General features: G+C 42.0%; 25 protein-coding genes and 1 other annotated feature. Of the genes, 5 read left to right on the top strand and 20 right to left on the bottom strand.

Translation table 11 applies throughout. From position 1 onward, the window contains the following. Positions 1-3: 3 nt before the first annotated feature. The 4 genes from BLT53_RS06990 to BLT53_RS06975 are packed head-to-tail and all read right to left on the bottom strand — an operon-like array spanning position 4 to position 4,688. Positions 4-927: a carbohydrate ABC transporter permease gene (locus BLT53_RS06990; protein ID WP_170834261.1), complete on the bottom strand. Its 924-nt coding sequence runs from the start codon at positions 925-927 to the stop codon at positions 4-6. Positions 928-980: 53 nt separating this feature from the next. After that, the gene (locus BLT53_RS06985) at positions 981-2,306 is read right to left on the bottom strand and encodes an extracellular solute-binding protein (RefSeq protein ID WP_170834260.1); all 1,326 of its coding nucleotides are present in this window, start codon (positions 2,304-2,306) and stop codon (positions 981-983) included. A 59-nt stretch (positions 2,307-2,365) separates the two neighbouring features. Continuing rightward, positions 2,366-3,760 (bottom strand): 6-phospho-beta-glucosidase, encoded by a 1,395-nt coding sequence (locus BLT53_RS06980; protein WP_090233715.1) that lies wholly within the window; start codon positions 3,758-3,760, stop codon positions 2,366-2,368. Between the two features lie 16 nt (positions 3,761-3,776). Next, positions 3,777-4,688 carry a carbohydrate kinase family protein gene (locus BLT53_RS06975; protein ID WP_090233713.1) on the bottom strand — a complete coding sequence of 304 codons (912 nt, stop codon included), beginning with the start codon at positions 4,686-4,688 and terminating at the stop codon, positions 3,777-3,779. A gap of 291 nt (positions 4,689-4,979) precedes the next feature. On the opposite strand from BLT53_RS06975, the gene BLT53_RS06970 reads away from it, so the two are divergent. After that, entirely contained in the window at positions 4,980-5,714 is a 735-nt protein-coding gene (locus tag BLT53_RS06970; RefSeq protein ID WP_090233712.1) for a GntR family transcriptional regulator, read from the top strand. A 31-nt stretch (positions 5,715-5,745) separates the two neighbouring features. On the opposite strand, the gene BLT53_RS06965 is transcribed toward BLT53_RS06970, so the two are convergent. The 4 genes from BLT53_RS06965 to BLT53_RS06950 all read right to left on the bottom strand — a co-directional run bounded on the left by BLT53_RS06965 (position 5,746) and on the right by BLT53_RS06950 (position 7,831). Next, positions 5,746-6,066: a YciI family protein gene (locus BLT53_RS06965; RefSeq protein ID WP_090233710.1), complete on the bottom strand. Its 321-nt coding sequence runs from the start codon at positions 6,064-6,066 to the stop codon at positions 5,746-5,748. A 29-nt stretch (positions 6,067-6,095) separates the two neighbouring features. Then, positions 6,096-6,602: an NUDIX domain-containing protein gene (locus tag BLT53_RS06960; protein WP_090233709.1), complete on the bottom strand. Its 507-nt coding sequence runs from the start codon at positions 6,600-6,602 to the stop codon at positions 6,096-6,098. 108 nt (positions 6,603-6,710) lie between these two features. Next, complete coding sequence (locus BLT53_RS06955) at positions 6,711-7,322, bottom strand: class I SAM-dependent methyltransferase (protein ID WP_244520368.1); 612 nt, start codon at positions 7,320-7,322, stop codon at positions 6,711-6,713. A gap of 26 nt (positions 7,323-7,348) precedes the next feature. Further along, positions 7,349-7,831: a DinB family protein gene (locus tag BLT53_RS06950; protein WP_090233707.1), complete on the bottom strand. Its 483-nt coding sequence runs from the start codon at positions 7,829-7,831 to the stop codon at positions 7,349-7,351. A gap of 283 nt (positions 7,832-8,114) precedes the next feature. Between BLT53_RS06950 and BLT53_RS06945 the strand changes: the two genes are divergently transcribed. After that, positions 8,115-9,872: a glycoside hydrolase family 3 protein gene (locus tag BLT53_RS06945; RefSeq protein WP_170834259.1), complete on the top strand. Its 1,758-nt coding sequence runs from the start codon at positions 8,115-8,117 to the stop codon at positions 9,870-9,872. Positions 9,873-10,368: 496 nt separating this feature from the next. Here the strand turns inward: BLT53_RS06945 and gltS are convergent, their stop codons facing one another. Next, positions 10,369-11,556, bottom strand: a complete 1,188-nt coding sequence (gltS, locus tag BLT53_RS06940) for a sodium/glutamate symporter (protein ID WP_090233704.1) — start codon at positions 11,554-11,556, stop codon at positions 10,369-10,371. Beyond that, positions 11,553-12,518 (bottom strand): formimidoylglutamase, encoded by a 966-nt coding sequence (gene hutG / locus BLT53_RS06935; RefSeq protein ID WP_090233702.1) that lies wholly within the window; start codon positions 12,516-12,518, stop codon positions 11,553-11,555. Before hutG ends, gltS begins: the two co-directional genes overlap by 4 nt. 132 nt (positions 12,519-12,650) lie before the next feature. On the opposite strand from hutG, the gene BLT53_RS06930 reads away from it, so the two are divergent. Continuing rightward, the gene (locus BLT53_RS06930; protein ID WP_090233701.1) at positions 12,651-13,541 is read left to right on the top strand and encodes a LysR family transcriptional regulator; all 891 of its coding nucleotides are present in this window, start codon (positions 12,651-12,653) and stop codon (positions 13,539-13,541) included. Between the two features lie 59 nt (positions 13,542-13,600). On the opposite strand, the gene BLT53_RS06925 is transcribed toward BLT53_RS06930, so the two are convergent. The 4 genes from BLT53_RS06925 to ligD all read right to left on the bottom strand — a co-directional run bounded on the left by BLT53_RS06925 (position 13,601) and on the right by ligD (position 17,378). Continuing rightward, positions 13,601-13,924: a YgiT-type zinc finger protein gene (locus BLT53_RS06925; RefSeq protein ID WP_090233700.1), complete on the bottom strand. Its 324-nt coding sequence runs from the start codon at positions 13,922-13,924 to the stop codon at positions 13,601-13,603. Positions 13,925-13,992: 68 nt separating this feature from the next. Next, positions 13,993-14,613, bottom strand: a complete 621-nt coding sequence (gene cdaS / locus BLT53_RS06920) for a sporulation-specific diadenylate cyclase CdaS (protein WP_090236752.1) — start codon at positions 14,611-14,613, stop codon at positions 13,993-13,995. 117 nt (positions 14,614-14,730) lie between these two features. Further along, positions 14,731-16,203, bottom strand: a complete 1,473-nt coding sequence (locus BLT53_RS06915) for an MDR family MFS transporter (protein WP_090233698.1) — start codon at positions 16,201-16,203, stop codon at positions 14,731-14,733. Positions 16,204-16,484: 281 nt separating this feature from the next. Further along, a complete protein-coding gene (gene ligD / locus BLT53_RS06910; RefSeq protein ID WP_090233697.1) occupies positions 16,485-17,378 on the bottom strand; it encodes a non-homologous end-joining DNA ligase in 894 nt (297 codons plus the stop codon). 75 nt (positions 17,379-17,453) lie between these two features. Between ligD and BLT53_RS06905 the strand changes: the two genes are divergently transcribed. Then, positions 17,454-18,395 carry an ATP-dependent DNA ligase gene (locus tag BLT53_RS06905; RefSeq protein WP_090233695.1) on the top strand — a complete coding sequence of 314 codons (942 nt, stop codon included), beginning with the start codon at positions 17,454-17,456 and terminating at the stop codon, positions 18,393-18,395. 40 nt (positions 18,396-18,435) lie between these two features. Continuing rightward, positions 18,436-18,585, top strand: a complete 150-nt coding sequence (locus BLT53_RS24950; RefSeq protein WP_170834258.1) for a hypothetical protein — start codon at positions 18,436-18,438, stop codon at positions 18,583-18,585. A 94-nt stretch (positions 18,586-18,679) separates the two neighbouring features. Here BLT53_RS24950 and BLT53_RS06900 read toward each other — a convergent pair whose 3' ends face one another. The 6 genes from BLT53_RS06900 to BLT53_RS06875 all read right to left on the bottom strand — a co-directional run bounded on the left by BLT53_RS06900 (position 18,680) and on the right by BLT53_RS06875 (position 23,830). Continuing rightward, the gene (locus BLT53_RS06900; protein WP_090233694.1) at positions 18,680-18,985 is read right to left on the bottom strand and encodes a DUF6509 family protein; all 306 of its coding nucleotides are present in this window, start codon (positions 18,983-18,985) and stop codon (positions 18,680-18,682) included. 91 nt (positions 18,986-19,076) lie between these two features. Next, positions 19,077-20,324, bottom strand: coding sequence for a glutamate-5-semialdehyde dehydrogenase (locus BLT53_RS06895; protein ID WP_090233692.1), 1,248 nt, complete (start codon positions 20,322-20,324; stop codon positions 19,077-19,079). Further along, positions 20,321-21,445, bottom strand: coding sequence for a glutamate 5-kinase (gene proB, locus BLT53_RS06890; RefSeq protein ID WP_090233690.1), 1,125 nt, complete (start codon positions 21,443-21,445; stop codon positions 20,321-20,323). The genes BLT53_RS06895 and proB overlap by 4 nt, the downstream gene beginning before the upstream one ends. 46 nt (positions 21,446-21,491) lie before the next feature. Beyond that, positions 21,492-21,713, bottom strand: a binding site (T-box leader). A 95-nt stretch (positions 21,714-21,808) separates the two neighbouring features. Then, the gene (locus BLT53_RS06885; RefSeq protein ID WP_090233688.1) at positions 21,809-22,015 is read right to left on the bottom strand and encodes a hypothetical protein; all 207 of its coding nucleotides are present in this window, start codon (positions 22,013-22,015) and stop codon (positions 21,809-21,811) included. A 136-nt stretch (positions 22,016-22,151) separates the two neighbouring features. Then, the gene (locus BLT53_RS06880) at positions 22,152-23,423 is read right to left on the bottom strand and encodes an ammonium transporter (protein ID WP_090233686.1); all 1,272 of its coding nucleotides are present in this window, start codon (positions 23,421-23,423) and stop codon (positions 22,152-22,154) included. Continuing rightward, positions 23,420-23,830, bottom strand: a complete 411-nt coding sequence (locus tag BLT53_RS06875) for a hypothetical protein (protein ID WP_090233684.1) — start codon at positions 23,828-23,830, stop codon at positions 23,420-23,422. The genes BLT53_RS06880 and BLT53_RS06875 overlap by 4 nt, the downstream gene beginning before the upstream one ends. Positions 23,831-23,845: the final 15 nt, after the last annotated feature.

Below are 23,845 nucleotides of genomic sequence, written 5' to 3'. Positions count from 1 at the left end.
CTTTTATACCTCATGGGAATTTTTCTTTAACATGCGAATATACAAGACAATAAATACGAGAATGATAGCCGTTGAAACCCATGCCATGGCAGAAGCTTCACCCAGATAAAAGTAACGGAATGCCTTGTTGAAGGTCAGGTAGGAAATAGAAGTGGTTGGGTCTCCTGTGAAAACGGTCAGGATGTCATAAACGCGAAATGCCGCAATGGTACGAAGCACAACAGCAATCATCAGGATGGGAAACAACTGTGGAATGGTCACATACCGAAGTTTTTTCCAGAATCCAGCGCCATCCATCATTGCGGCTTCATAAAGTGTCGAAGGGATTGCCTGAAGTCCGGCCAACAGTAATAAGGTCATAAACGGGGTCATTTTCCAGACATCGGCAACCACCACGGAATTAATAATATGATGGGCGTCAGCCAGCCATAATGGGTTTTCACTTGCGCTAAGTACATGAATTTTCTTTAGAATAATCGTAAACGACCCGTTCCCCGGCTGAAAAATCCATTTCCACAGCAAACCGTTTACGAGGGTCAGCATCGCCCAGGGAATGATGATAATCATCCGGAAAAATACTCTTCCCCTGAACATTTGATTGAGCAGCAAGGCACTAAACAAGCCAAGTACCAATTCCGCTGCAGTGGAGAGGACAGTAAAGTAACCGGTAAAATATGTTGCCGTCCAGAAATCATGGTTCTTGAACAATGCTGTAAAATTACTAAAACCCACAAATACCACATCGGAACCATCCAGCATGTGATACTTATACATACTCCAGACCAGCGATTGATAGATGGGAAATAGAAAGGTTTTAAAGAGTATGTAGAAGGTGGGTAACAACAGTATTACAGCAAAAAATAGATCTTTACTCTGTTTTTTACCCATAAGCCTGAATTTCGCTGACTTACCAGCCGGTTTTTCCATCTCGATCCTCCTTCGAAAGAAGAAGCGGTTAGTGCCTAACCGCTTCCTGATCATTATTTCGACTCTTCAATCGCTTTCTCAATTTTTTTTGCTGCGGTATCCAATGCTTCTTTCGGAGATTTTTTCCCTAACAGTGCTTCATGGATTTCAGCGGATAATATATCCGCCCACTCCACGTAACCAGGTGCATTTGGACGGTTTTGTCCATATTCAAACTGCTTCATGACTTTGTCCACAGTTTTTGTTTTGTCCGCCGCCTTTAAGTCTGGATCGTCATATAACCCTTCCGTTGTGGGATACATTCCGTCATTCTTAAACAATGGGAGTTGAAACTTCTTGGTGCTCATCCATTTTAAGAATTCCAGGGCAGCTTGCTTATGTTTACTGTCTTTCATTAAAGAAATGCCCTCAGAACCTGTAACTGCAGCCGATTTCACGTCCCCATTTCCCGGCATTAGTCCCACATCGGTTTTATCAACTACTTTGGATTTGGATGGATCATTTAAATCGGGATACATACCTTCCCAGTTCGTCATCATGGCGATCTTTCCTGTGGAAAATGCATTTTTTACATCATCCTCACTCCATTGCAAGCTTGCCGGATCAACGGTATTATCCTTTTGAGTGAGATCCACCATAAATTGAAGCGCTTTCAAACCACCGCCTTTATTAAAAACAGGTGCTCCATTTTCATCAAAAAATTTACCGCCAAACCCATATACGAGGCTGACAAAGTCACAGTTTAATCCCTCCGCTTGTTTCCATGACCAGGCAGAACCATATACACCATTCTTCGTCAGTTTTTTAGACATTTCCCGAAATTCCTCCCACGTTTTTGGAGGAGCATTATATCCCGCTTTTGCAAGAAGCTCTTTATTCCAGTAGAAATGCTTTGTGCTGGAAAAAAATGGAACAGCGACCAGATGATCTTTGTACATGACAGAGCTCAGGGACGATTGCGTATATTTTTTCTGAACGTCTTTCGGTACAGCATCCGCCAGATCATAGGCAATCCCACCTTCCATGAACTGACCGGCCCAAATCGTATCCATTTCTGCCAAATCGATGTCGGCCGAATTGGAGAGAACAGCGGTAGTGATCTTGTTGTAAAGAGAGTTGTAATCCACCGCTATTTCCTTCACTTTGATTCCTGTGTCTTTGGTAAACTCTTTTAATATTTTTCCTCTCGGCCCATTAGCACCGTCTGTATTCACCCACAATAAGGTGATTTCTTCTCCTTTGAGGTCTTTTTTGTTATTCCAGCTCAACTTTTCACTCTTTGCCTCGTTTTTCTTTCCGCTTGTTGTCGGAGCAGCATTACAACCGGCCAATAAAGAAAAAATCAAGATTAAAAGAAAAAGCACCTTCCCTTTTTTCAAATGCAGACCCTCCCTTTAAACTTTTTTTGGATTCTTGCTGGAAAACTCGTAAGCTCATATTAAACGTTAATATTCTTATCCCTGAATTGAGGCAGATGCTCTTGGTGAGCCGCCAGATAATCATCCATCATTGCCTTTGCTGAGGTAAATGAAGGGACAAGAGGATGAACAGTCAAGGCATTTACCCCCGCTTGATAATCTCCCTTTACTGCACATTCCACGGCGAATCGCTCGTACGTTTTTACCGGATGGATTAATGAAAGAGCAAAATCAGGAACATCGCCAATAGTAATTGGAAAATACCCATTTTTATTTACAAGACAAGGAACTTCCACCACGTCATCGTCATGCAGCTGACTGATTGTCCCATTGTTTGGCACGTTTAGCGTTAAGATTTGCTGTTTGTTGTTTGCAATACTGCGGATGATGTTGAGGGCCAAACCTTCATAGCCTTCTTCTTCAAAGGAGAGATCAACGGTTTCTTCATCTTCGTGGACATCATGGATTTGACCGGTCGTTTCCCTCGACATGTACGTGCTGCCCCGCGCATCAAGTGTTCCTTTATAATCAGCCCAGGCTTCTTCCACGCGGCCCTGCTGGACAAGTTCGGACACTCTTTCAAGAAGCGGGCGGTTTAACTGAACAATTTGCTCGCCTCTCGTTTGATTCGATTGCAAAATGTTCGTTACTGCCTGATCTGCATAATAAAAGTAATACAAATATTCGTTGGGCAGCATCCCCATGTTACGGATCAGTTCCGGTTCAAAGAAACGGAAAGTGTGCGAAATACGGGATAGGTGTTCATAACGATCAAGGATTTCAGGAAGCCGGTCCACACCTTTCTCATAGACAGAAGGAACCCAGCCCAGGTGGTTTAATCCAAAATAAGTAACTTGCAAGTCAGTGTGAGGCACCTTTAAAAACTTGCACAGCGAATTTTTAATCCCGGCATGCGCATCGCAAATTCCGATTACTTTTTTATGTTTTCCATATGTAGTGAGGGCTTGGGCCATCAAACCAGCCGGGTTGGTAAAATTCAGAAGCCATGCTTCCGGTGCTTCCTCGTTGATAATTCTGGAGTAGTCCAGCATGACGGGAATCGTCCGCAGTCCCATGGCAAATCCCCCTGGTCCTGTGGTTTCCTGACCGAGCACTCGATACTTTAGAGCAATTTGTTCATCAAGAACGCGTCCTTCTTCCTGACCCACACGAATAGCGGAAAAAATAAAATCCGCACCTCGTACCGCTTCTCTAATATTCGTGGTAAATGAAAGAGTAAAATCTCCGTGGTATTTGTCCACGAGAAATTGAGAAATGCTTCCCATAACAGACAACCTTTCCTCATCAACATCAAAGAGGGTAACTTCTTTAAAATAAAGATCATTTTGTTTAAACAAGCCTTCAATTAATAAGGGAGTCCTCATCCCGGCTCCGCCTAATATGGTCAGTTTCATGATTCATCCTCCTGTTTTATTTTATAGGTTCCAAAAAAACCTTTTGTACTTGTTGCCAGCTTGGACTGCTGGTTGCTCCTCCCAAACTTTGCACAGAGCAGCTGCCGCAGTAATTGCCCAATTTTACCGAATCCTCTAAAGACCATCCCTTTAGTATCCCTGCCAACAGGCCAGCAGAGAAAACATCTCCAGCCCCTGTTGTATCAATGGCCTCGCATTGATAACCCGCTATTTTTTTGATGGTATGATTTTGTCGCATCAATGCACCGTGCTCTCCCAGTTTAATAACGACGGAGGTGTTATGCTTACCCAGCTTTTCAATGGCTTCATAAGGATTCATTATTCCTGTTATGGTTTCTGCCTCTTTTTGGTTTGGTGTAAAGATGTCTGCCATTTTCAGGAACTCACTCAATTGGTCGTCCTTCAGCCATTCCTCATCCCAGCCGACATCCAAAGAGATTAACATTCCTTTGGTTTTGGCCCTTTCAATGACCCCTTTTTTACCTCTTCCTGCCGAAGTATGTAAGACCTTTGCTTCTGTCTTTTCAATTACAGAACATGCATAATCAGCAAGGTTTAGTTTTTCAACGCTGTCCTGAAAAGAGAGAAACGATCGGTCTCCGCCATAATTGATGCAAACAGATAAACAACGCAGAGGTTGATCAACTTGTAACATGAGAGAGGTGGAAACGCCTTCCGCCTCCAAACTCTCTTTCATAAACTGACTGAGAAAGTCATTGCCAATTGGGCCGATCACTGCCACCTTCAGCCCCAGTCTTGAAAGAGATACTGCTGTGTTATAGGCTGCACCGCAGGTAAAATCAAACGACCCGCAATAGACCTCTTCTCCAGGATTTGGCATTTTAGGAATAGATGAAAAAATAACATCCGTGGAAATGATGCCTTCTACCAATACATCATAGGTCATAACATTTTCCTCCTTCCTTTTATTTGTTATGTTGTTATTACAAATCTATTGGATTTCCAACCTCTTGTCAACTGAATTTTCTAAATATTTAGATCGATCTCCGCTATTTACTATGAATCCCAGCAATTAATAAGGAATTTAGGGTAGTAATTGCAATAAAAACGACAGTAGTTAGGATAAAAGAATTCTTCTGTAATAGTTCTAGTATTCAATAAATTTGTATAAATCCATAAATTTGTTGTAACATATGTATATACCATTCAGGTAGGAGAGATAAATCGGAGTGAGATTATGATAAATAGAAGCCCGGGAACTGCCTTATATTATTTAATTAAAGAAAAACTTTTAGAGCTTATTAAAAATGAGACGTATCAGATTGGGAGCCAGCTTCCCACTGAATCCGAATTATGCCGGATGTTTGATGTCAGCCGAACAACAATCCGCCTGGCATTGCAACAACTTGAATTGGACGGCAAAATTCATCGCGTTCAGGGAAAAGGTACTTTTGTTTCAAAGCCGAAAATCAATGAGGCACTTTCTCAAAGTATGAAGAGCTTTTCAGAGCAGATGAAAGATGCCGGCCTTGTGTCTTTTTCAAAAGTTCTTGCATTTGAAGTCATCCCTGCTTATTATTCTTTGGCACAGGCCCTTGAGATAGATGAAGAGGATCCAGTCATCAAGCTGGTACGCTTGCGTCACGGAGGCACAGAACCTCTTCAGCATTCCACCTCTTTTATCCCTTGGAAGGTTGCACCAGGTTTGAAGCGGGAAGATTGCTCGGGGTCTTTGTTTCAATTGTTAAGAGGCAAATTTGAGATCGAAATCCACCGATCAGTTGAATCCATCGAGCCCATTCTAACCAATGAAGCCATGAGCGAACTGTTGAACATCCCAGCAGGCTCCCCGTCTTTTTTACTGGAATCCATTACTTATTCCGCAAAGGAATTGCCAATCGAATTTTCTTCCAGCGTTGTACGAGGAGATCGTTCAAAGTTTGTTATGGAGAGATATTATAATTATTTGTAACTAGCCAAGATAAACGTAGACCAGCTGCAAATCAATTCTTCTGACATCTTAAATGGCATATAAAAAAGCAAAAATCGCAGTTCTTCTTCAACTGAAGCATCCGGTCGTTTTGAAACAATAGCTCACGTAATTCCGCTTCCTTGGCCAACATTTCCGCATTCTCGGTCAGCTCCGGTGCATCTAATACTTGACGTAATGCAATCTGGCCTTCCCCATGTCCTTGCGGTTCCGGCATCCGCATGGCCCACTCGATGGCTTCTTCCCTAGACTTCACATCAATCAGAATGAAGCCGGCGACCAATTCTCCGGCTTCGGAATTCTTCGAGGCTTTGACGATCACCATAAAGAGCATAATAATTATCTCTTCTTGTTTAAGCAGAATTATTTAAGAATCTTCAAATTATCCAACCACTCTTTGTTCCACTGGAAGGATACACCATCAGATGATTTTTCAAAAATGGATGAAGGATATGGCAAAGCAAGTTCCGGCGTCTCGTTCAATTTGAAGTAGCGCAATTCGAAGGTTTCAGGATCAATCGGTTTTAAGTCGCCACACTGAACTTCACATTCGAATACAACCACGTTGTACTCTACTTTATTTCCATCCGGGTATTGATAACGGAAGTCATTGCCACCAAAGACACCTAATAGTTTTTTTGGTATAACATGCAAGCCGGTTTCCTCCCAAACTTCACGAACCAATGCTTCTGCTGGCGCTTCACCAGGTTCGATCGCTCCGGCAGGAAGACTCCAGTTTTCTCCTGTACCTTTGTTTTGAAACAGAATCTCTCCGGCTTTATTTCGAACAATTCCTGCCACACTCGGAACAAAAATCAGTTCATTACCCACTTGATCTCTTAGTTTTTTATAGTAGTCTGACATTCCCATTTTGAACTCTCCTTTAAAAATTTTGTCATATAATATTTGCTTTTTATGTAATGATGGAATAAATGCAGGTATCTGTCAGCCTGCTGCCATCTTCATCTGGAGCACTCCTTATTCTTTTCGTGGTTTGGCCCAAATAAGATGAAAAACATTCAGCCAATGATGTTCTGCTTTTTGAATATCCAATGGCGAGTGATTAACCAGCTTCATAATGTTTCGATTTTGATGGCAACCCACGGTTTTAACAGCCAAGGGGTCCAGGGCTCTTTGTAAAGTCGAGATAAGGAAATTAGAACTGATTCCGTGCTCGAGCAGCAATACTTGTCCATTTGGCTTACACCATTTACTTACATTTTCCAGGATTCGCGCAGGAGAGGAATATCCACAAAATGAAAGAGTAGAAACGATCGAATCAAACTGTTGGTTTTCAAAGAACAGCTCGTCAATATCGCTTTCAATAAACGCTGCCGGAAGATGATATTGCCGGGCCGCTTTTTTTGCTTTCCCGAGCATCTCCGGGCTGAAATCTACCGCAGTAATGGTATCGATCTTTTCGATCTTGTAAAACGGAAAGTTCCCTCCTGCGCCCACTGCCAGTTCCAGTACATGTCCTTTAGCCTCTCCAATTAATTTTTCCCTCCATTTTCGTTGGAATTGGTTTTCCCTCATTCGGTCGTAAGTTTGAGCCTGACGGTTAAACTTTTTAATCAGCTTTTTATTCACACTAGACATTCCTTTCCAATAACTTGTCAATTAGGAATGAATTCTTCTATGAGGTCCGTATCTGGCGGAATATATCCGAGCTGCCTGCCGATTTTTACAATCTGTCCTTTATGATGAAACTCATGGGTAGCCGTGTGCGTAAACAGCCACAATGCTGTGATCTTCCAGCACTCCCCATTCCTGGTGATTTGAATGCTTCTTTCCCAATTCCCTTTATATTCTTGGAGAAATTCAAGAACCAAATCATCTGTTTTCGCAAAAATCTGGCGCATATCCTGTACACAGTTAATGGTCTGTGGTTTAATTTCTGGCAGCTTATGCCCAAGAGCCCGATTTCCAAGCCATGTTTGATAACAATCTGCTACATGAGCATGCAGGTTTCGGATGGAGTCACCGCCAAATGTTTCTAACTCTCTTACATAATCTTCATAGGCTAACGTTTCGCAATAACGAAATAATGTTTCCCTTGTGCGCCTTATCCACTCATACTGGCTTACGAACACATCCATTTTCCCACTCTCCTTTTTAGTAGATTCGTCCAAGCTTTATATTCCTCGTGAAAGACGTGAAAACCTCTTTTAAATCACTAGGCAGACCTTCCTCATGCTTTTTATCCAAAAACGTTTTGATACACGCTACCAATCTACCATAATCTTCCGATATCCACCTGTATGAATATGTAAAACGATTCATTTTTTCTATTTTATGTAAATGGCAATTGACCCCTCTTGTTCAAGGGTGCTACCCTTTCATTGAAAACGATTACATTTAATGCTAAGGAGGGAAAGTGCAATGAAGAAGATGAGTGCTTTTATCAGTTCTGTACTTATGGGTTCCACTCTCTTATTACCTCTTAGTGCAAGTGCCGACCAATCAAATGGAAATACCGGTCCAGTGAAGTCTCCCAAAGATAAGGTTATTGAGCAAATCATAACTAAAATGACAGATAAGGAAAAGATCGGACAGCTTGTCATGCCTTCGACACATGACACTGAAAGTAAAATGCCGAATGAGGATACCCGCAAGCTTATACAAAATTACAAAGCGGGTTCTGTTATCGTTTATGGTGCCCGTGATGCCCGTACAACAGCTCAATATAATAACCAGCTGCAAAAATGGGCTGCCAACACCTCTCCAAAACTCCCACTGTTGGTTTCCGCTGATTTGGAATTTGGGACAAAACAACATGTCACCGATGCAACACCTTTTCCTCGACAAATGGGTATTGGTGCCACACGACAAGCAAAAGCGGCGAAGGATGTGGCCAAAATAACGGCACTCGAAGCAAAAGCAACGGGATTTAATTGGAACTACTCACCGGTTGCTGACGTCAATACGAACCCTGCCAATCCTGTTATCGGTGTACGGTCCTTTGGTGAAAAAACGAGTCTCGTCTCCAGTATGACCGCCGCACAAATTAAGGGTTACCAGGAGAATGGTGTTGTCGCAACAGCTAAGCACTTCCCAGGTCATGGGGATACGAGTGTGGATTCACACCTGGGCTTAGCTGCTGTTACATATGACCGCGAAACGCTCGAAACCGTACATCTCCCTCCATTTCAGGCAGCCATTGATGCAGGAGTCGATTCCATCATGACAGCCCATGTGATTATTAACGCGATTGACAAGGACCTTCCTGCCACGCTTTCTAAAAGGGTGTTAACAGGGTTACTCAGAAATGAGATGGGATTTAAAGGACTGATCGTTACGGATGCTATGAGCATGCATGCCATCGCCAAGGAATGGGGTGCGGGACAAGCGGCTGTGATGGCGGTAAACGCCGGAGCGGATATTGTGATGGCTACTGGAAATCTGGATGAACAACTCGAAACCTTTAATGCTTTAAGTGATGCGATGAAATCCGGCCAATTATCCGAAAGAAGAGTCAATGAATCGGTAAAAAGAGTTCTGGCTTTAAAGATCAAGTATAAGCTTTTTGACCACCGTTATGTTGATCTTGAAGAGGCTGTTACAGCCGTCAATCAACCGGCACATAAAGAAACGGCTGCCGAAGTTGCAAGAAAGTCTATCACGCTCGTTAAGAATGAAAATGTCCTCCCTTTTAATCCAACCGAGAAAAAATTAACACTCGTAACAGGACCGGAAATCTACGGATCCACCAATTTCATCAACAGTATTGCCAGCATGGTCGATGAAAAATCGGCAGGAAATGTAAAAAGCTTTACCACTTCGGAAGATTCAACAACAACAGAAATTCAACAGGCAGTGAAGCTGGCTGAACAAGCGGACCAAATCATCGTTCCAACGTTTTCTCCAAGTGAGCTCCCTGCCGGACAGGCAAAGCTGGTAAAAGAACTGCAAAAAACAGGCAAGCCTGTTGCCGCGGTTTCCCTCGGCCTCCCTTATGATGTAAAAGATTATCCTGAAGTCGGCGCTTACATTTCGACATACTCGGTTGAGCGTTGGGGTTCACCTGTTCCAACTTCATGGAAAGCAGCTGTTGATGTGATTTTTGGAACCCAGCCAGGAGGAAAGCTGCCCGTTTCAATTGAAGGCCTGTACCCGTATGGCAGGGGTTTGACTTATTAAGTAGAGCTTACTTGTAATAACCCTGTAATATAGTCCGTTCGACTAAATTACAGGGTTTTTGCTTGTTTATAATATTTCTTTCAGCTTTTTAACATTTTACAATAACACCGAATTCATAAAGCATTTTAACGCGTCCATGGAAATAAAGAATTACCTAGCAGAATCCGTTATATAAGCTCTTTCCTTCTTTTTTAAAATCCACAGACACCCGTTCCTTTAAAAATGCCTGCAAGGAAAATGCTATTAAAAATAAAAAAGTATACCTGCCCGTCTTCAACTATTAATGCCTAAATTTGGTTTATAGTGCTTTTCTTATGGACGTACCACTAACTACAGAAATCCATATCCCTCAACAGCACGTATGGTTATAACTCCGAGCCAAATTGCAGTTGATTTGAAAGTACATATTCCTCTGTCCTAATAATAAAAGAAACAAAGAAGGCCATTCATCCTGTTGGATCAATGACCAATTAACATAAGACTTTTCTCTTTGCGTTTATTTCAAAAGATTAATTGTAGTTATAATGATAGGCATCGCAAAAACATCAATGAGAAAAGCTCCTACAATAGGAACAACTAAGTAAGCCTTACGTGAAGGACCAAATCGATCGGTAACTGCAGCCATGTTTGCCATTGCATTCGGAGTCGCACCAAGGCCATGACCAGTGAATCCTGCAACCATCACAGCGGCATCATAATTTTTGCCTAACAATCGGAACAAGACAAATACACCAAATACTACGATAAATATCACTTGAACAAGTACAATAATAAGCATTGGCAAGGCAAGATTAGCGACTTCCCATAGCTTTATACTCATAAGGGCCATTGATAGAAAGATGCCAAGAGTGATATCACTAATTAAATTAATGCTTTTCATATCAATAATTTCTGGCATTTTTATATCAATAAGATTTCGGACAATAACTGCTACAAACATGGCACCTACATAGTTTGGAAGTACAAACCCTGTTGCTGAAGAGAATAATTCCCCTAAATGAGTCCCCAATGCCATACAAAAAGTAATGACTAATAACTGAATAAAAAAGGTATTTGTAGTAATTGATTCAACCTTTTCTTCTTTAGAAGATTGCTTTTCATTCAATTCAGTAGGCGTAAGATTATATTTACCAATTAAGTACTTTACTGTTGGTCCTCCAACCAAACCGCCAGATATTAATCCAAATGTTGCTGCTGCAATACCAATGGATAAAGCAGACTCAATTCCCATATCTTGAAGGGTCTGGCCGAATGCACCAGCAGATCCATGCCCCCCTTCCATTGAAACTGCACCAGCCATCATTCCTATTAGAGGATGAATGTTGAATAAAGATGCCAGTGAAATGCCTATTAAATTTTGTGCAAGAGCTAAAAATCCACAGGCAAGCCAATAAATAACCAGCAATTTACCGCCTAATTTAATAAGGGAAAAACTAGCACCCAAACCAACTGTAGTAAAGAAAGTTAACATAAAAAGACTTTGAAGAGATGTATCTAAGGTGACCTCAAGAAGCCCGGTTGCTTTGAGAATCGTAGTAATGACAGCAAATATTAACCCTCCAACTACAGGAGCAGGTATGCAAAACTTTTTTAGCATTTTAATTTTAGCCACCATATATGTACCTAATACCAATAATCCTACAGCCAAAAAGATTGTATTCACTTGATTCATGGTTATTGTCATAAAGTATGTTCCTCCGTATTTGCTACAATGGCTTCATTTACAAAATAAGCCCCTAACTTAACGGTTCTTCCGCCCTCATCCAGCTCGGGATTCACTTCACAAAGATCAAATGACCGTACTTTAGGATGAGAGGCTATTTTGCGAATTAACATTCTAACCATATCAGGGGTTAATCCAAATGGTGAAGGGGCACTGACACCAGGAGCGAATGCAGCATTCAATACATCTGTACAAAGTGTCAAAATAACATAATCGTGTTGCTTTATAAATGCATGGATTGATTCCTCAATATTACTGATGTTATTCATCGTGACATCTTCTTCAATCATGTAACGCACATCCAACTTTTTCGCTGTATCAAATAATTCCTGAGTGTTACCAAATGGCTGAATACCCAACACAAAATAATTGCAATTCTGATCTTGTTCAAGGATCTGACGGAACATTGTACCTGATGAAGATGAGGTTTCATACGAACGCAAATCGAAATGTGCGTCTAAATTTATGATACCTAAGTCTGCTTCCTGTCCTATACATTGACGAACACCCAGATAATGCCCATACAATGTTTCATGACCCCCTCCAATGATGATGGGAACCAAAGACTTGCTAAGAACATGGTAAACTTTTTCACCCAGATCCTTTTGAGCTGTTTCAAGTTTTCCATTAGTACAAGTTACATTGCCAATATCCAATAAACGTACATCCTCTTTAAATCTCCAAGGAAGTTTGGCAAGTTCTTTTCGAATTTCATCTGGTGCTTTTGCAGACCCCAATCTGCCCTGATTTCTTTTTACGCCTTCTTCACATTCAAAACCGATTAAGACACACGTATCATCCACTTTTTTAACCAGCTCTCTCGAGTCTACTACTTCGACCATCTGGTGGTAACGGAAGCTGCTTTTTCGTTCTTTATGGTCAATTCTTCCACTCCAGCAATTAGTCACTGATTTTCTTTGCAAATCAACCCCATCCCTTTCTGAACATTTTAAAATATTCGTATATAAACCAATTATATAGTTTTGTATTTATAAAAACTAATATATAATTTGAATATATTTATAGTTTTAATTTATAAATTGAAAGGGATCTTAATGAATATCAAACACTTGTATTATTTTGTGACTGTTGCCGAACAACTTAGTTATTCAAAAGCAGCAGAAAAATTACACATTACACAGCCTTCTTTAAGTACTGCAATTAAAAATCTTGAAAGGATTGTTGATTCACCACTTTTTGAGAGGAATACTCGTAAAATCAGTCTTACGGATGCAGGAGCTATACTATATAAAAAAACTATGCCCTTGCTTTCTCAATTGGATATTTTGGAAAAAGAAATGAAGGAAGTAAAGGAGTTGGGGAACGGAGAACTTGTGATAGGAATGATAGAGTCGGTGAAACATTGGTTACCAGAAGTTATACGTGAATATTGTAATTGTTTTCCGACCATGCGGGTGAAATTAATCGAAGTTCTAAGCAAACAAGATGTAATCGATTCGTTAAGAAAATATGATACACATATTATTATTACAAACCAATTCATCAATGAAGCAGACATAGAATCCGTCTCGTTATATGAAGAGAATTTAGTGCTGCTAATTCATCAGGATCATCCTTTATCACAAAGAGATGAACTATCCATTAAAGAATTAGAAAACGAACCTTTTATTATTAGTACTGAAGGGTTTCAAACCAGGGATGATATCTTGAAGGTGTTTGAATATGAACAAGTATCTCCCTCAATTAAATTTGAAATCGAACGATTTGAAACTGCATTAACATTGGTTAGAGAGAATTTGGGACTTACTTTGATTCCTGAAAATTACTTAGTTCGCCAAAACGAACCTTCCATTGTTTGTAAAAAAATCCCTTCCTCATTATTACAACGCACGGTATACGTAACTCGTTTAAAGAACCGATATTTATCACCGGCCATTAATGCTTTTTTTCAAAGGATCATCGGCTATTATGTGCAAAAGTTATGATTAACAACTTTTAAGAGATAAATCCAAGGTTTGCTACCCAAGTATTTATCTCTTAACATTTATTTTATATCCTTACTCGCATACCATAGTGCACCCGATTCACCAACCAGCGCCCCCAATAAAAATACGGATGGCTTGTCCCCCTTTTCCTTGATCTCAACAGTTTCATATTTAAACGTGCGGTTTCCGTGTTCATCATTCAAATTCTTGGCCACCTGTTTGATTTCGGATAAATGATCCACAAATTCATGGGTATTGCAGTGGGTGCAAACAGTATAAGGCACATTATGGATGTAAAGACTTGCTCCCTTATGATAAACAGAGATAATATCAATCATAGGCAAAACCAATCCATTGTTACAGGTTTTACAGCTTTTCAGCATGTCCAGCCTTCCTTTCATAAGGAAATAGGAAATCCTTAGGAGTATATTCATCCCCACGTATAATAGAACTAAACAATAGAACTGGAAGTACTAATAGGATATAGCTTACCTCCCACCGCAAACGAGACTCTTCCTGTTTCTTCAGAGACTACGAGAACAAGTGCATCGCACACTTCTGTTAAACCCATAGCAGCCCGGTGACGGGTCCCTAATTTTTTATTTCCTGCTTCTATGCCGGATACCGGCAGCACATTTGAAGCAGAAACAATGGTCTCTCCCCTAACCAATACCGCTCCATCATGCAGGGGATTGCCGGGATAAAAAATGGATTCCAGCAGGGGAAACGTAAGATCCGCTCCAATTTTGTTTCCTGCATTGATCAATGCTTCAAGAGGCTCTTCCCGTTCAATTACGATTAAAGCGCCATGTCTTTGACTGGAGAGATGCTGAATACAAGTAGAGATCTCCAGAAATTTTTCCGTGTAAGGGGAAAGATAACAATTCAAATAAAAGGAGGCTGCAACGGTTTGGGTTTGTTCAATTTCTCCTTTTAGTTCCTCAAGATCTCCCAATAAACAATGACTCTCTGTTTCCAGCGAGTGTAAAAAATGCTGAATCCTCTGATTAACCTGCTGGAGATGGTTCACTATTTGCTCTTTCATCGAGGAGCTATCACAATCTTCTCTCATGTTTGCACCCATTTCCGTCCACACTCTATGCGAGTGTCTTAGTTAGATTCTTTATCTATTCTTTACGCCCTTTGACCCTTTTATGAGAAAATTTGTCATAAAAAAAGCATGGACGATTTATCCATGCTTTAAATATTGATACTCCTGGCTCTTAGATTTTCTTCGTTTGATTAAAGCAAATGATACAGCAAAGCTCAAGCCTGCAGCCAGAAGCATTCCGCCATGAATGGCATGAACGGCAGAAGCAAGGATTCCGTGCATCTCTGACAGCTTGTCCGCTGGTACATGACCTTCGCTGAACGAGGCGTTGAAATTCAGGTCTCCCTCGCCTTTTTTCTTTGCTTCAGAAAGCAGAGTCAGGTTGAAAATGGTACCAAAGATCGCCGATCCCAATGTCTGGCTGAACGTGTTAGTAAAGGTGTTCAGTGCCACTGCAACTCCACGTTCTTTTTGCTGGACAGACGATTGGATCGTAAGCATAAAAATCGGGGTAATGAGCCCCATGCCCAGTCCAACCATTCCTGTTGCCATGTAAATAAAGGCAGAAGGAGAATCGGCCGTCAGCGAGAACATGAACAATGAAGCGGCAGTTACGATTCCCGTTCCCAACGTAATGATCCAGTTAGGCTTCATACGCTCGACAAGCTGGCCAGAAAGAATAGCCCCCAATGTCCAGCAAACTGGCATCGGCATCAATACAAATCCTGCCTCCGTCGCGCTTTTGCTCATAACCCCCTGGCTCCAGATCGGAAGATAAACCGTAATGCTGATAACGACTCCGCCAACGAGCAGGGTTAAAAGGTTGATCAGTGAAATGTTCCGGTTGGAAAAGAGATGAAGCGGGATCAAAGGCTCAGGCGATCTTCGTTCAACTCCATAAAATCCGATATAAGCGATTAATGTAAAGAGGAACAAGCCGATGATGACCGGGCTTCCCCACTCCTGCGACTGGCTTCCCTGCAACAGGGCATACAAGAAGGCGATGGTTCCTACGGAAAAAATAGCCGCTCCTTTGTAATCGATGTACGGCTTTACCTTTTCGATATCTTCCTTATAGTTCGCTGCGAGCATAATAAATGCAACCAATCCAAACGGAATGTTTAAAAAGAAGATATAGCGCCAGGACAGAGTATCCACCAAAAAACCACCCATCAGCGGACCGAGAACCCCGGCTACACCCCAAACCGCGCTAATCCAGCCTTGTGCTTTTGCCCGGTCTTTGGTTTCGGTGTACAGGTCGCCGATAATGGTCATCGTGACTGGCATAACAGCTCCTGCCCCCAGACCCTGAATGGCGCGAAAAAGAATCAACTGCCCCATCGACTGGGCTAGTCCGCACAGTGCAGAACCCGCAAGGAAAATAACAATCCCTGTCAGCATCACTTTTTTACGTCCGAACAAATCCGCAAGCTTCCCATAAATCGGTGCGGACACTGCCGTTGCCAGCATATAGATGGCATATACCCAACTCACCAGCTCAATTCCCGACAAATCACTGGTGATCCGCGGTACAGCTGTACTGACGATGGTTCCTTCCATCGCAGCAAGAACCGTCACCAGCAGCAATGCTCCCATTATTTTATTTCTCATGTCTTTTCCCCCTGATTCACCTGGTTTTTCTATTCTGCCCTGGTGAATGAATTACTGCCACACCCTCTAGTGGGATGGTAAATTTAAGTATTTTCGGTTAAACACAACAAGATATTTTATCACTTATGAATTTAATAAGCTATACCTTAAAAAAATAAAAAACACATTAGAGATGCAGGCTCAATGTACTATTATGGGAGTAAATTCTAATGGATTTTTTTGAATTGGCTATATAACCCTTGAAGCAAAAAAGGCTTATACTACTCATTTTGAAATGTAGTCTAAGGTTTTTTTGTGAAGGATAATATCTCGTATACACGTGAAGTGTTCTCTTCTTTAATCTTCTGCGTCGTTGCAAACAGGTCCCCCTTTTCTCGAATCCTCTGAAGAACAACAGATGGAGTAAAATCACTCGGGTGAAAACCTGAACTTACTTCTTCCCATGTGACCGGGGTCGATACCATTGCCTTCTCTATAGCCCGCAGACCATAAGGAACAGCGATTGTCCTTCCTTTCCATAATTGGAGATAGTCAAAATAAAGTTTGTTTCCCCTTCTTTCTTTTACCCTCTCTAAGGTTACTTTATCTGGATATTTTTCATGAATATACTGTGCGATAAAATGATTTATTCTTCTCGTCATTTCGAACGAAAACAGAGGTTCTATCGGGACAATAAGATGTAAACCGGTTTTTCCGGATGTTTTCACATGGCAGTGTAGGCCAAGCCCGTCCAATACCTTTTTCAGTACCAATGAGATTTCAAGGACGTCCCCAAATCCTTCCGGAGAATGATCCAAATCAAACACCAAATCTGTTGGAAAATCGCGTTTGGTATATTGATCAAACGGTACGTGAAACTCAAGCGCCCCCCAATTGGCAAGCCATAATAAAGTCGCTTTATCATGAAGTACTATTCGTTCTTTTTCTTTGTAAAAAATGCTTACCAGCCACTCCGGTGCTTTTTCCGGTCTCGAACGCTTCTCCACTTTCGATCGGTGAATGCCATGTGGATACAGCCAGTACATCAGCATCCGGTCTTTTGTATAAGGAAGCAGAAAATCGGAGACTTCTAATAAATAGCGGATATAATCAGCCTTTGTAAAACCGGCTTCATTCCATATTATTTTATCCGGATGTGAAATAGGGATGACTTTGCCTTCCACTTGTACTTCCATGACGATTCCCCCGCTATTGATCACTAATGCTGCTAGTGTAAACGAAAAGCATAAATCTATACCTGAGGTGAACATATGGATCCCCTGTTTCCGATGGAACCGAAAAGCGCGACAGACATTCCTTCTTCTTCAAAATGGATTTCTCAAATTAAATGGGACGGCGTACACGTCCTAACCTATTTCGATGGCAAAACCACACGTCTGTTTAATCGGAAGAAAAGAGAACGGACAACGAATTATCCTGAACTCGTTCCTATACATACTTACTGTTCGGCCGAATCTGTCATCTTAGATGGCGAGGTAATTGCACTTGGAGATAATGGAAGGCCAAGCTTTCATAAAGTGATGAGGAGAGATGGGGTAAGGAACCTGGACCGTGTTCGTCTTCTGCAACATCATGTCCCCATTACCTACATGATTTTCGATGTTCTTTTTTATAATGGTGAGTGGATAACAAAATGGCCGTTAGAAGACAGAATCACACTGCTGTCTGACATCATCACGCCGAATGATCATGTGCAGCTGGTCCGTTCGCATCCTGATGGTGAAGCTTTATTTAAAGCGGTAAAAAGCTCCGAAATGGAAGGCATTATTATGAAACAGCTGCATAGCTACTACTATATCGGAGAGAAGAACGAGGTTTGGCTGAAAATCAAAAACACGCTGGATGTAAATGCAGTGATCGGTGGATTTACATTGAACAGCGGTGTGGTGAATGCGGTTCTTCTTGGATTATATGATGATCAGGGACAATTCGTTTATATCGGTCATACAGGTACGGGGAAATTTACTGTTCAGGATTGGCGGAATTTAACTATGAGGCTTCTTAAGATTGAAACTTCCCAGCTTCCTTTTGTGAACCCTGTGGAACGGCACCGGGATGCCTACTGGGTAAAGCCGGAGGTGACTGCCAAGATCCATTTTGCAGAATGGACGGAAGCTGGAAAACTCCGGCAGCCGAGTATACAAGCTCTGCTAGATATTCCACCTTCAGAATGTACCTTTCAAAACACATAGAAAGATGAAAATGATTCATACTATAGAAGAGGTGAAAACAATGACGGAACGAACAGGACACAATAACATGGAAGAATACAAACCGGTCATCAATGGGCCGGTGGAAACGCCTGTTGAAGCTCACCGTATGGTAACGGTCAATAAAGCAGAAGAAGAGTTGAATAACCAAAAAGGCCAACTACCTGAATAAGGTAGCCGGTCTTTTTTATGGTTAATACCCCTCCCGTTTCGCTTTTATGGTTGGTCCGATACCTGTCCATTTAAGTCATCTCTTATTGTACATTTTAATGACTCTCTCTCGTGCTTAACATGTTTTTACAAAACGCATCCAGCTCTTGTTCTTCCTCTTCCTCCAGTTCAAAATCCAGAACATTATCAGTATAGTTTTCGTAAAGTGTATATTGTACAATTCGGGAGTTCTCAGGCAAAACGGCATAAATTAATTTGACATAAATCCCGTTTTCCACATAAAGTTCATCATCTTCCTCCACATCAACGTGTATGATAAATTCATAACGTTCCCCCTCCAAAATCCCTGTGGGGTCTTGCAGTTTTTCCATGGTATGCCTGGTGATTTCCAATACAGTCATTCCTCTCAATTGTGTTTCTATTATTATATCCTTAAGTATCGCTTTAACGAACAGGAGCAGCGGAAGTCAGGCTGCCCCTTTAACATTATGATTACTGACGAAGTTGCCCATTGCCCCGGATCACATATTTGCTTGAAGTTAATGCAGGCAGTCCCATTGGCCCTCTGGCATGCAGCTTTTGTGTGCTGATACCAATTTCTGCCCCGAAACCAAATTCAAAGCCGTCGGTAAAACGAGTAGATGCATTATGGTAGAGAGCGGCACTATCAACAAGCTGAAAAAAAAGCCTCACATTTTCTTCATTTTCGGTGATAATGGCTTCAGAGTGTTTTGAACCATAATAATTGATATGCTCGATTGCTTCCTGCGTACTGGATACTCTCTTTATCGCCAAAATGTAATCCAGGTATTCCCTGTGCCAATCTTCCTCTGTCGCCAAGGTAAGAGAAGGAAACGAATCGCTGAGAGCACCATTGACCCGAATTTCCACGTTATGCTGGAGAAGAATCTCAACTAGTTCCTTTACATTTTCATCTGGCCAGCTCTCATGAACAATCACTTTTTCAATAGCGTTGCAAACTGATGGCCGCTGGGTTTTGGCATTAACAACGATATCGATGGCCATTTGCCGATCAGCCGTTTCATCAATATAGATGTGGCAGTTGCCTGCGCCTGTTTCCAGGACGGGGACTGAAGCATTTTCGATTACCGTCTGAATCAATGCCTTTCCTCCCCTTGGAATCAGAACATCAAGGTATTGGTTAAGCTTGAACAACCGGGACGCCGTTTCCCGGCTTGTATCTTCAATTAACTGTACAGCATCGACTGGGAGATCGCTTTGTTCTAGCGCCTGATGGATGACACGCACCAGAGCTTTATTGGAATGAATGGCAGATGAGCTGCCTCTCAAAAGCACAACGTTTCCGGTTTTTAAACAAAGGCTGGAAGCATCGACCGTTACATTTGGCCGTGCTTCATAAATCATCCCAATCACACCTAAAGGAACGGCGACTTTTTCTACTGAAAGACCGTTGGGACGTTCAAATCGCTCCAGGACCTTACCAGTTGGATCAGTTAAGTGGGTGAGCTGCTTGAGCGCTCCAGCCATATCCTCAATTCTTGCTTCATTAAGCATAAGACGGTCAACCAACGATTCATGAACTCCCTTTTTCCTGGCTGTTTCAATGTCCTTTGTATTTTCCTCGAGTATAAAAGGCGTTTCCTGAATTAACTGACGGGCAATAAGCCTGAGTGCTTCATCTTTTTGTGCGGTGGTTTTTGTAAGCATGTCACTTACGGCTTCTTTTGCTTTTTTCGCTTTCATTAGCAGTTCACTCATATTGTTTTCTCCTTTGCCATGGATAGCCATTTGTTTCGATGAATGACTTCCGAATGTGGATTGTTGGTGTGCAGTTTCGCATCCCGGCTCGCCATTCCTTTAATACTTTGCAGTTCATCGGATGAGTATTGGACCTGGCCTTTTCCGATCACTTCTTCATTTGAATTAACGATTTCAACAACATCACCCGCAGCAAACATCCCACTAATCTTTTTAACACCAGCTGGAAGCAGGCTTTTTCCCTCATATAAAATAGCATGGGCTGCTCCATCATCGACCTCAATCGCACCACTGAGCGGAGAGTGAAAAGCAATCCACTGCTTCTGTTTTTTTAACGCCGGAGCTAGTTGTCTGCCGATATAAGTCCCGTCACCCCTGCCTTCCAATATTTGAAGAAGCTTGGATTTACCGGTTCCTGTCCCCACGAATACCTGAACCCCAAGGGCTAAAGCGGTTTTTGCCGCCAACAGCTTGGATTTCATTCCACCGGTTCCAAACTTTGAAGATGACGGGTTATTTGTCATCCCAAGGTGTTTATCTGTGATTTCTTCAAGAAAATCATACCGCCGCGCTGTTGGTATAGTACGGGGATTTTGGTCATACAAACCATTGATATCGGTCAAAATGATGAGATGATCTGCATGAACGAGCCCGCTGACAAGGGCAGAAAGCATATCATTGTCTCCAAAGGTTAATTCATCAATGGATACTGAATCATTTTCATTGATGATCGGCAATATTGACCGCTTTAAAAGCTCGGTTAACGTAGCATAAGCGTTCGTGTATTGTTCATTTTTATAAAAGTCATTTCGTGTTAAGAGCAGTTGTGCAGCAATTATGCCGTGCTGCTTAAATACCTCTGTGTACGCCTGAATCAGCAGTCCTTGGCCGACTGCAGCTGCCGCTTGTTTACCTGCTGTCGTCACCGGACGGGACGGATATCCCAGATCTGCGAATCCTGCCGAAACAGCTCCTGATGAAATCAAAACCACTTCATGCCCCTTGTTGCGAAGTTCAGCGATGGCACTGGCATGTTCCAAGATTTTATTTTGGCTCAGACCGCCGTTTTTGTTAGTAAGCGAGCTGCTTCCGATTTTGATCACAATTCGTTTTTTGCCCATAAACCCGGCCCCTTTCCTTAACTAAAAAAGACCCTTCCCATCCTGTAATAAGGACGGAAAGAGTCTGATATCCGCGGTACCACCTTGATTAGCATCATCTGATGATGAGGCTCTCTTTGATCCCGTAACGTGGGTAAACGGTCAGGTTTTTCATCTGACAGCTCGAGGAGTAGGCTCAATTGGTTCATGACGATGGAATCTTTCAGCCGGTGGATTCCACTCTCTTACGCATGCGTTCCAATTTACTGGTTCCTGTTAACGCGTTTAGCAATTTTTAAAATATATTATGCTGCACGTGATCTATTATTGTCAAGAAAATTCTTATATTTTATTTTGCTGGTTGATTTGGTCGATCTCTACTTTCTACGCTTTTCTTTTCCGCATGCGCCGGTAGTGCGGCTCACAATATCCCTTGCAAAAATGGCGGCGTTCACAGCCTTCTTCTTTGCATTCCTTTTTTACCATAGTAACTTCGGGATCACCATGCCTTGCCCACCGTTTATAATGCATGTGGCAAAGTCCTCTCCCTGCCACAGGTTTGTCGCACCCTTCCATTTTGCATGATTTCATTCTCTTGCACCCGCCTGTTTGATAGTACTGCTATTATATCACTTTTGTTCTTTATAAAGAAACATTTGTGCTTCAAAAAGAATGAAAGTATAGTAAAAAAACGCCCTTCCTCAAAAGGCGTTTTTTTGCACAGGCATTAATCTTCTTTGTAATGGAGGTAGTTGCTCTCATACTTGATAAACTCTTGTTCCTGAAAGGCGGCGACCATGCCGTGGTAGCTGATATCCAGTCCCACTTCTTCTTCTTCTTCAGTGGAGCGGACAGGAATCCATAGCTGAATAAATTTCAAACTTAACCAAGTTAATACAAATCCCCACGTGCATAGCACCAAAAGACCGAGTAATTGAACCCCTAGTAAGTGCCAGCTTCCTGTAGTAAAAAAACCGTTATCGGTTGCAAACAGGCCAACCGCAATCGTTCCCCAAATACCTGAGGCTGCATGAACAGGAAACGCGCCGACCGGATCATCAATCTGTTTGATTTCCAGCCAGTGGGTCGCAAGCAGCATAACCAGTCCTGAAACGACACCGATAACTATCGCCGATGCGTCACTGACAAAGGCACATCCGGCGGTTATTCCTACAAGTCCTGCCAGTGAACCATTAATGACGGAAGGTGCGTCAGACCGCTTGTACCGAAATAATGTAAAGAGCATCGCTGTCGCTCCTCCTGATGCTGCGGACAGCATGGTTACAATTGCAATGTGGCCAATCCTGGCATCCGTTGCGCTCAACGTACTTCCTGCATTAAATCCAAACCAGCCGAACCAAAGCAAAAAAGCTCCGACCGATGCCAACGGAAGGTTACTAGGCAACGAAACTGTACTCATCCCTTGCGGAGTGAATTTCCCTTTCCGTGGTCCGATAAACATCGCGGCTGCAAGTGCTGAAAAACCGCCAAGCGCATGGATGACCCCAGACCCGGCAAAATCCTGCATTCCGAGTCTGCCAAGCCAGCCTCCGCCCCAGACCCAATGCCCGGCGACAGGGTATATAAAAATGGTCATGAGGACGGCATAAAGAATATAAGCACGAAAGTTGATTCGCTCCGCGACTGCGCCGGATACGATCGAAATGACCGCTATAACAAAAGCTGCCTGGAACAGCCAAAATGTATCCGTAGAAATCAGAAAGTTCAAATGGGATAAATCCCCTTTAATCATGAACCCATTGGTTCCGATTAACCCATAAGCGTCTTTTCCATACATCAGGCCAAAACCGATCAAATAAAAGCAAAGCGTGCCAATGGTAATATCCGCAAATACCTTCATAATGATGTTGACATTATTTTTGTGGCGTACAAACCCTGCTTCAAGCAGTGCAAAACCACCTTCCATTAAAATAATCATGGCGGCGGTTAAAACCACCCATATGGTATCAATTCCTGTATGTAATGTTTGTATCGTCATGATGAAAAGTTCTCCATTCTATGATTCTTCCTTACTTCTCTAAAAATGGATGTTGATAGCGTTATTTCTTTCTTGTGTTCTTCCTGCAAAGAGCGTATGGAATGATTGAGTTCAAAAAGCCCTTGCTTTAGGTGCTCAATTTGCTGTAAAGGCTCTTTTACATGAGCGATATATTCAACCGCTTGGTGATGGCTCGGTGAACGGCCGGTAAATAATTTTCTCATGGGGGACAGTGATTGATAGAAGGTTTCCTCAGCATTTTTCTTTTGCACATACTTATTAATCTTGCTTTTAATTTTATCAATTTCTTGTTCCTTTTTTGTTCGAATAAAGTGAAGGATCTCAAGTAATTCGGTTTCCGACATATGCATATTCACATTTTGATTAAGCTCATCCTGTACTATCATGTAAATACCCCTTAC

Origin of the sequence: Fictibacillus solisalsi, from assembly GCF_900103485.1 — a bacterium.
Lineage (GTDB): Bacteria > Bacillota > Bacilli > Bacillales > Fictibacillaceae > Fictibacillus_C > Fictibacillus_C solisalsi.
Note: the sequence above shows the minus strand (reverse complement) of the source record. Positions and strands in the feature narration are given on the sequence as shown.

What these genes read in the sequence shown, in the direction of transcription:
- BLT53_RS06990 (WP_170834261.1), bottom strand. Translation starts at nt 927, where the DNA reads ATGGAAAAACCGGCTGGTAAGTCAGCGAAATTCAGGCTTATGGGTAAA.
- BLT53_RS06980 (WP_090233715.1), bottom strand. Translation starts at nt 3,760, where the DNA reads ATGAAACTGACCATATTAGGCGGAGCCGGGATGAGGACTCCCTTATTA.
- BLT53_RS06975 (WP_090233713.1), bottom strand. Translation starts at nt 4,688, where the DNA reads ATGACCTATGATGTATTGGTAGAAGGCATCATTTCCACGGATGTTATT.
- BLT53_RS06970 (WP_090233712.1), top strand. Translation starts at nt 4,980, where the DNA reads ATGATAAATAGAAGCCCGGGAACTGCCTTATATTATTTAATTAAAGAA.
- BLT53_RS06965 (WP_090233710.1), bottom strand. Translation starts at nt 6,066, where the DNA reads ATGCTCTTTATGGTGATCGTCAAAGCCTCGAAGAATTCCGAAGCCGGA.
- BLT53_RS06960 (WP_090233709.1), bottom strand. Translation starts at nt 6,602, where the DNA reads ATGGGAATGTCAGACTACTATAAAAAACTAAGAGATCAAGTGGGTAAT.
- BLT53_RS06950 (WP_090233707.1), bottom strand. Translation starts at nt 7,831, where the DNA reads ATGGATGTGTTCGTAAGCCAGTATGAGTGGATAAGGCGCACAAGGGAA.
- BLT53_RS06945 (WP_170834259.1), top strand. Translation starts at nt 8,115, where the DNA reads ATGAAGAAGATGAGTGCTTTTATCAGTTCTGTACTTATGGGTTCCACT.
- gltS (WP_090233704.1), bottom strand. Translation starts at nt 11,556, where the DNA reads ATGACAATAACCATGAATCAAGTGAATACAATCTTTTTGGCTGTAGGA.
- BLT53_RS06930 (WP_090233701.1), top strand. Translation starts at nt 12,651, where the DNA reads ATGAATATCAAACACTTGTATTATTTTGTGACTGTTGCCGAACAACTT.
- BLT53_RS06925 (WP_090233700.1), bottom strand. Translation starts at nt 13,924, where the DNA reads ATGCTGAAAAGCTGTAAAACCTGTAACAATGGATTGGTTTTGCCTATG.
- cdaS (WP_090236752.1), bottom strand. Translation starts at nt 14,613, where the DNA reads ATGAGAGAAGATTGTGATAGCTCCTCGATGAAAGAGCAAATAGTGAAC.
- BLT53_RS06915 (WP_090233698.1), bottom strand. Translation starts at nt 16,203, where the DNA reads ATGAGAAATAAAATAATGGGAGCATTGCTGCTGGTGACGGTTCTTGCT.
- ligD (WP_090233697.1), bottom strand. Translation starts at nt 17,378, where the DNA reads ATGGAAGTACAAGTGGAAGGCAAAGTCATCCCTATTTCACATCCGGAT.
- BLT53_RS06905 (WP_090233695.1), top strand. Translation starts at nt 17,454, where the DNA reads ATGGATCCCCTGTTTCCGATGGAACCGAAAAGCGCGACAGACATTCCT.
- BLT53_RS24950 (WP_170834258.1), top strand. Translation starts at nt 18,436, where the DNA reads ATGACGGAACGAACAGGACACAATAACATGGAAGAATACAAACCGGTC.
- BLT53_RS06900 (WP_090233694.1), bottom strand. Translation starts at nt 18,985, where the DNA reads ATGACTGTATTGGAAATCACCAGGCATACCATGGAAAAACTGCAAGAC.
- BLT53_RS06895 (WP_090233692.1), bottom strand. Translation starts at nt 20,324, where the DNA reads ATGAGTGAACTGCTAATGAAAGCGAAAAAAGCAAAAGAAGCCGTAAGT.
- proB (WP_090233690.1), bottom strand. Translation starts at nt 21,445, where the DNA reads ATGGGCAAAAAACGAATTGTGATCAAAATCGGAAGCAGCTCGCTTACT.
- BLT53_RS06885 (WP_090233688.1), bottom strand. Translation starts at nt 22,015, where the DNA reads ATGAAATCATGCAAAATGGAAGGGTGCGACAAACCTGTGGCAGGGAGA.
- BLT53_RS06880 (WP_090233686.1), bottom strand. Translation starts at nt 23,423, where the DNA reads ATGACGATACAAACATTACATACAGGAATTGATACCATATGGGTGGTT.
- BLT53_RS06875 (WP_090233684.1), bottom strand. Translation starts at nt 23,830, where the DNA reads ATGATAGTACAGGATGAGCTTAATCAAAATGTGAATATGCATATGTCG.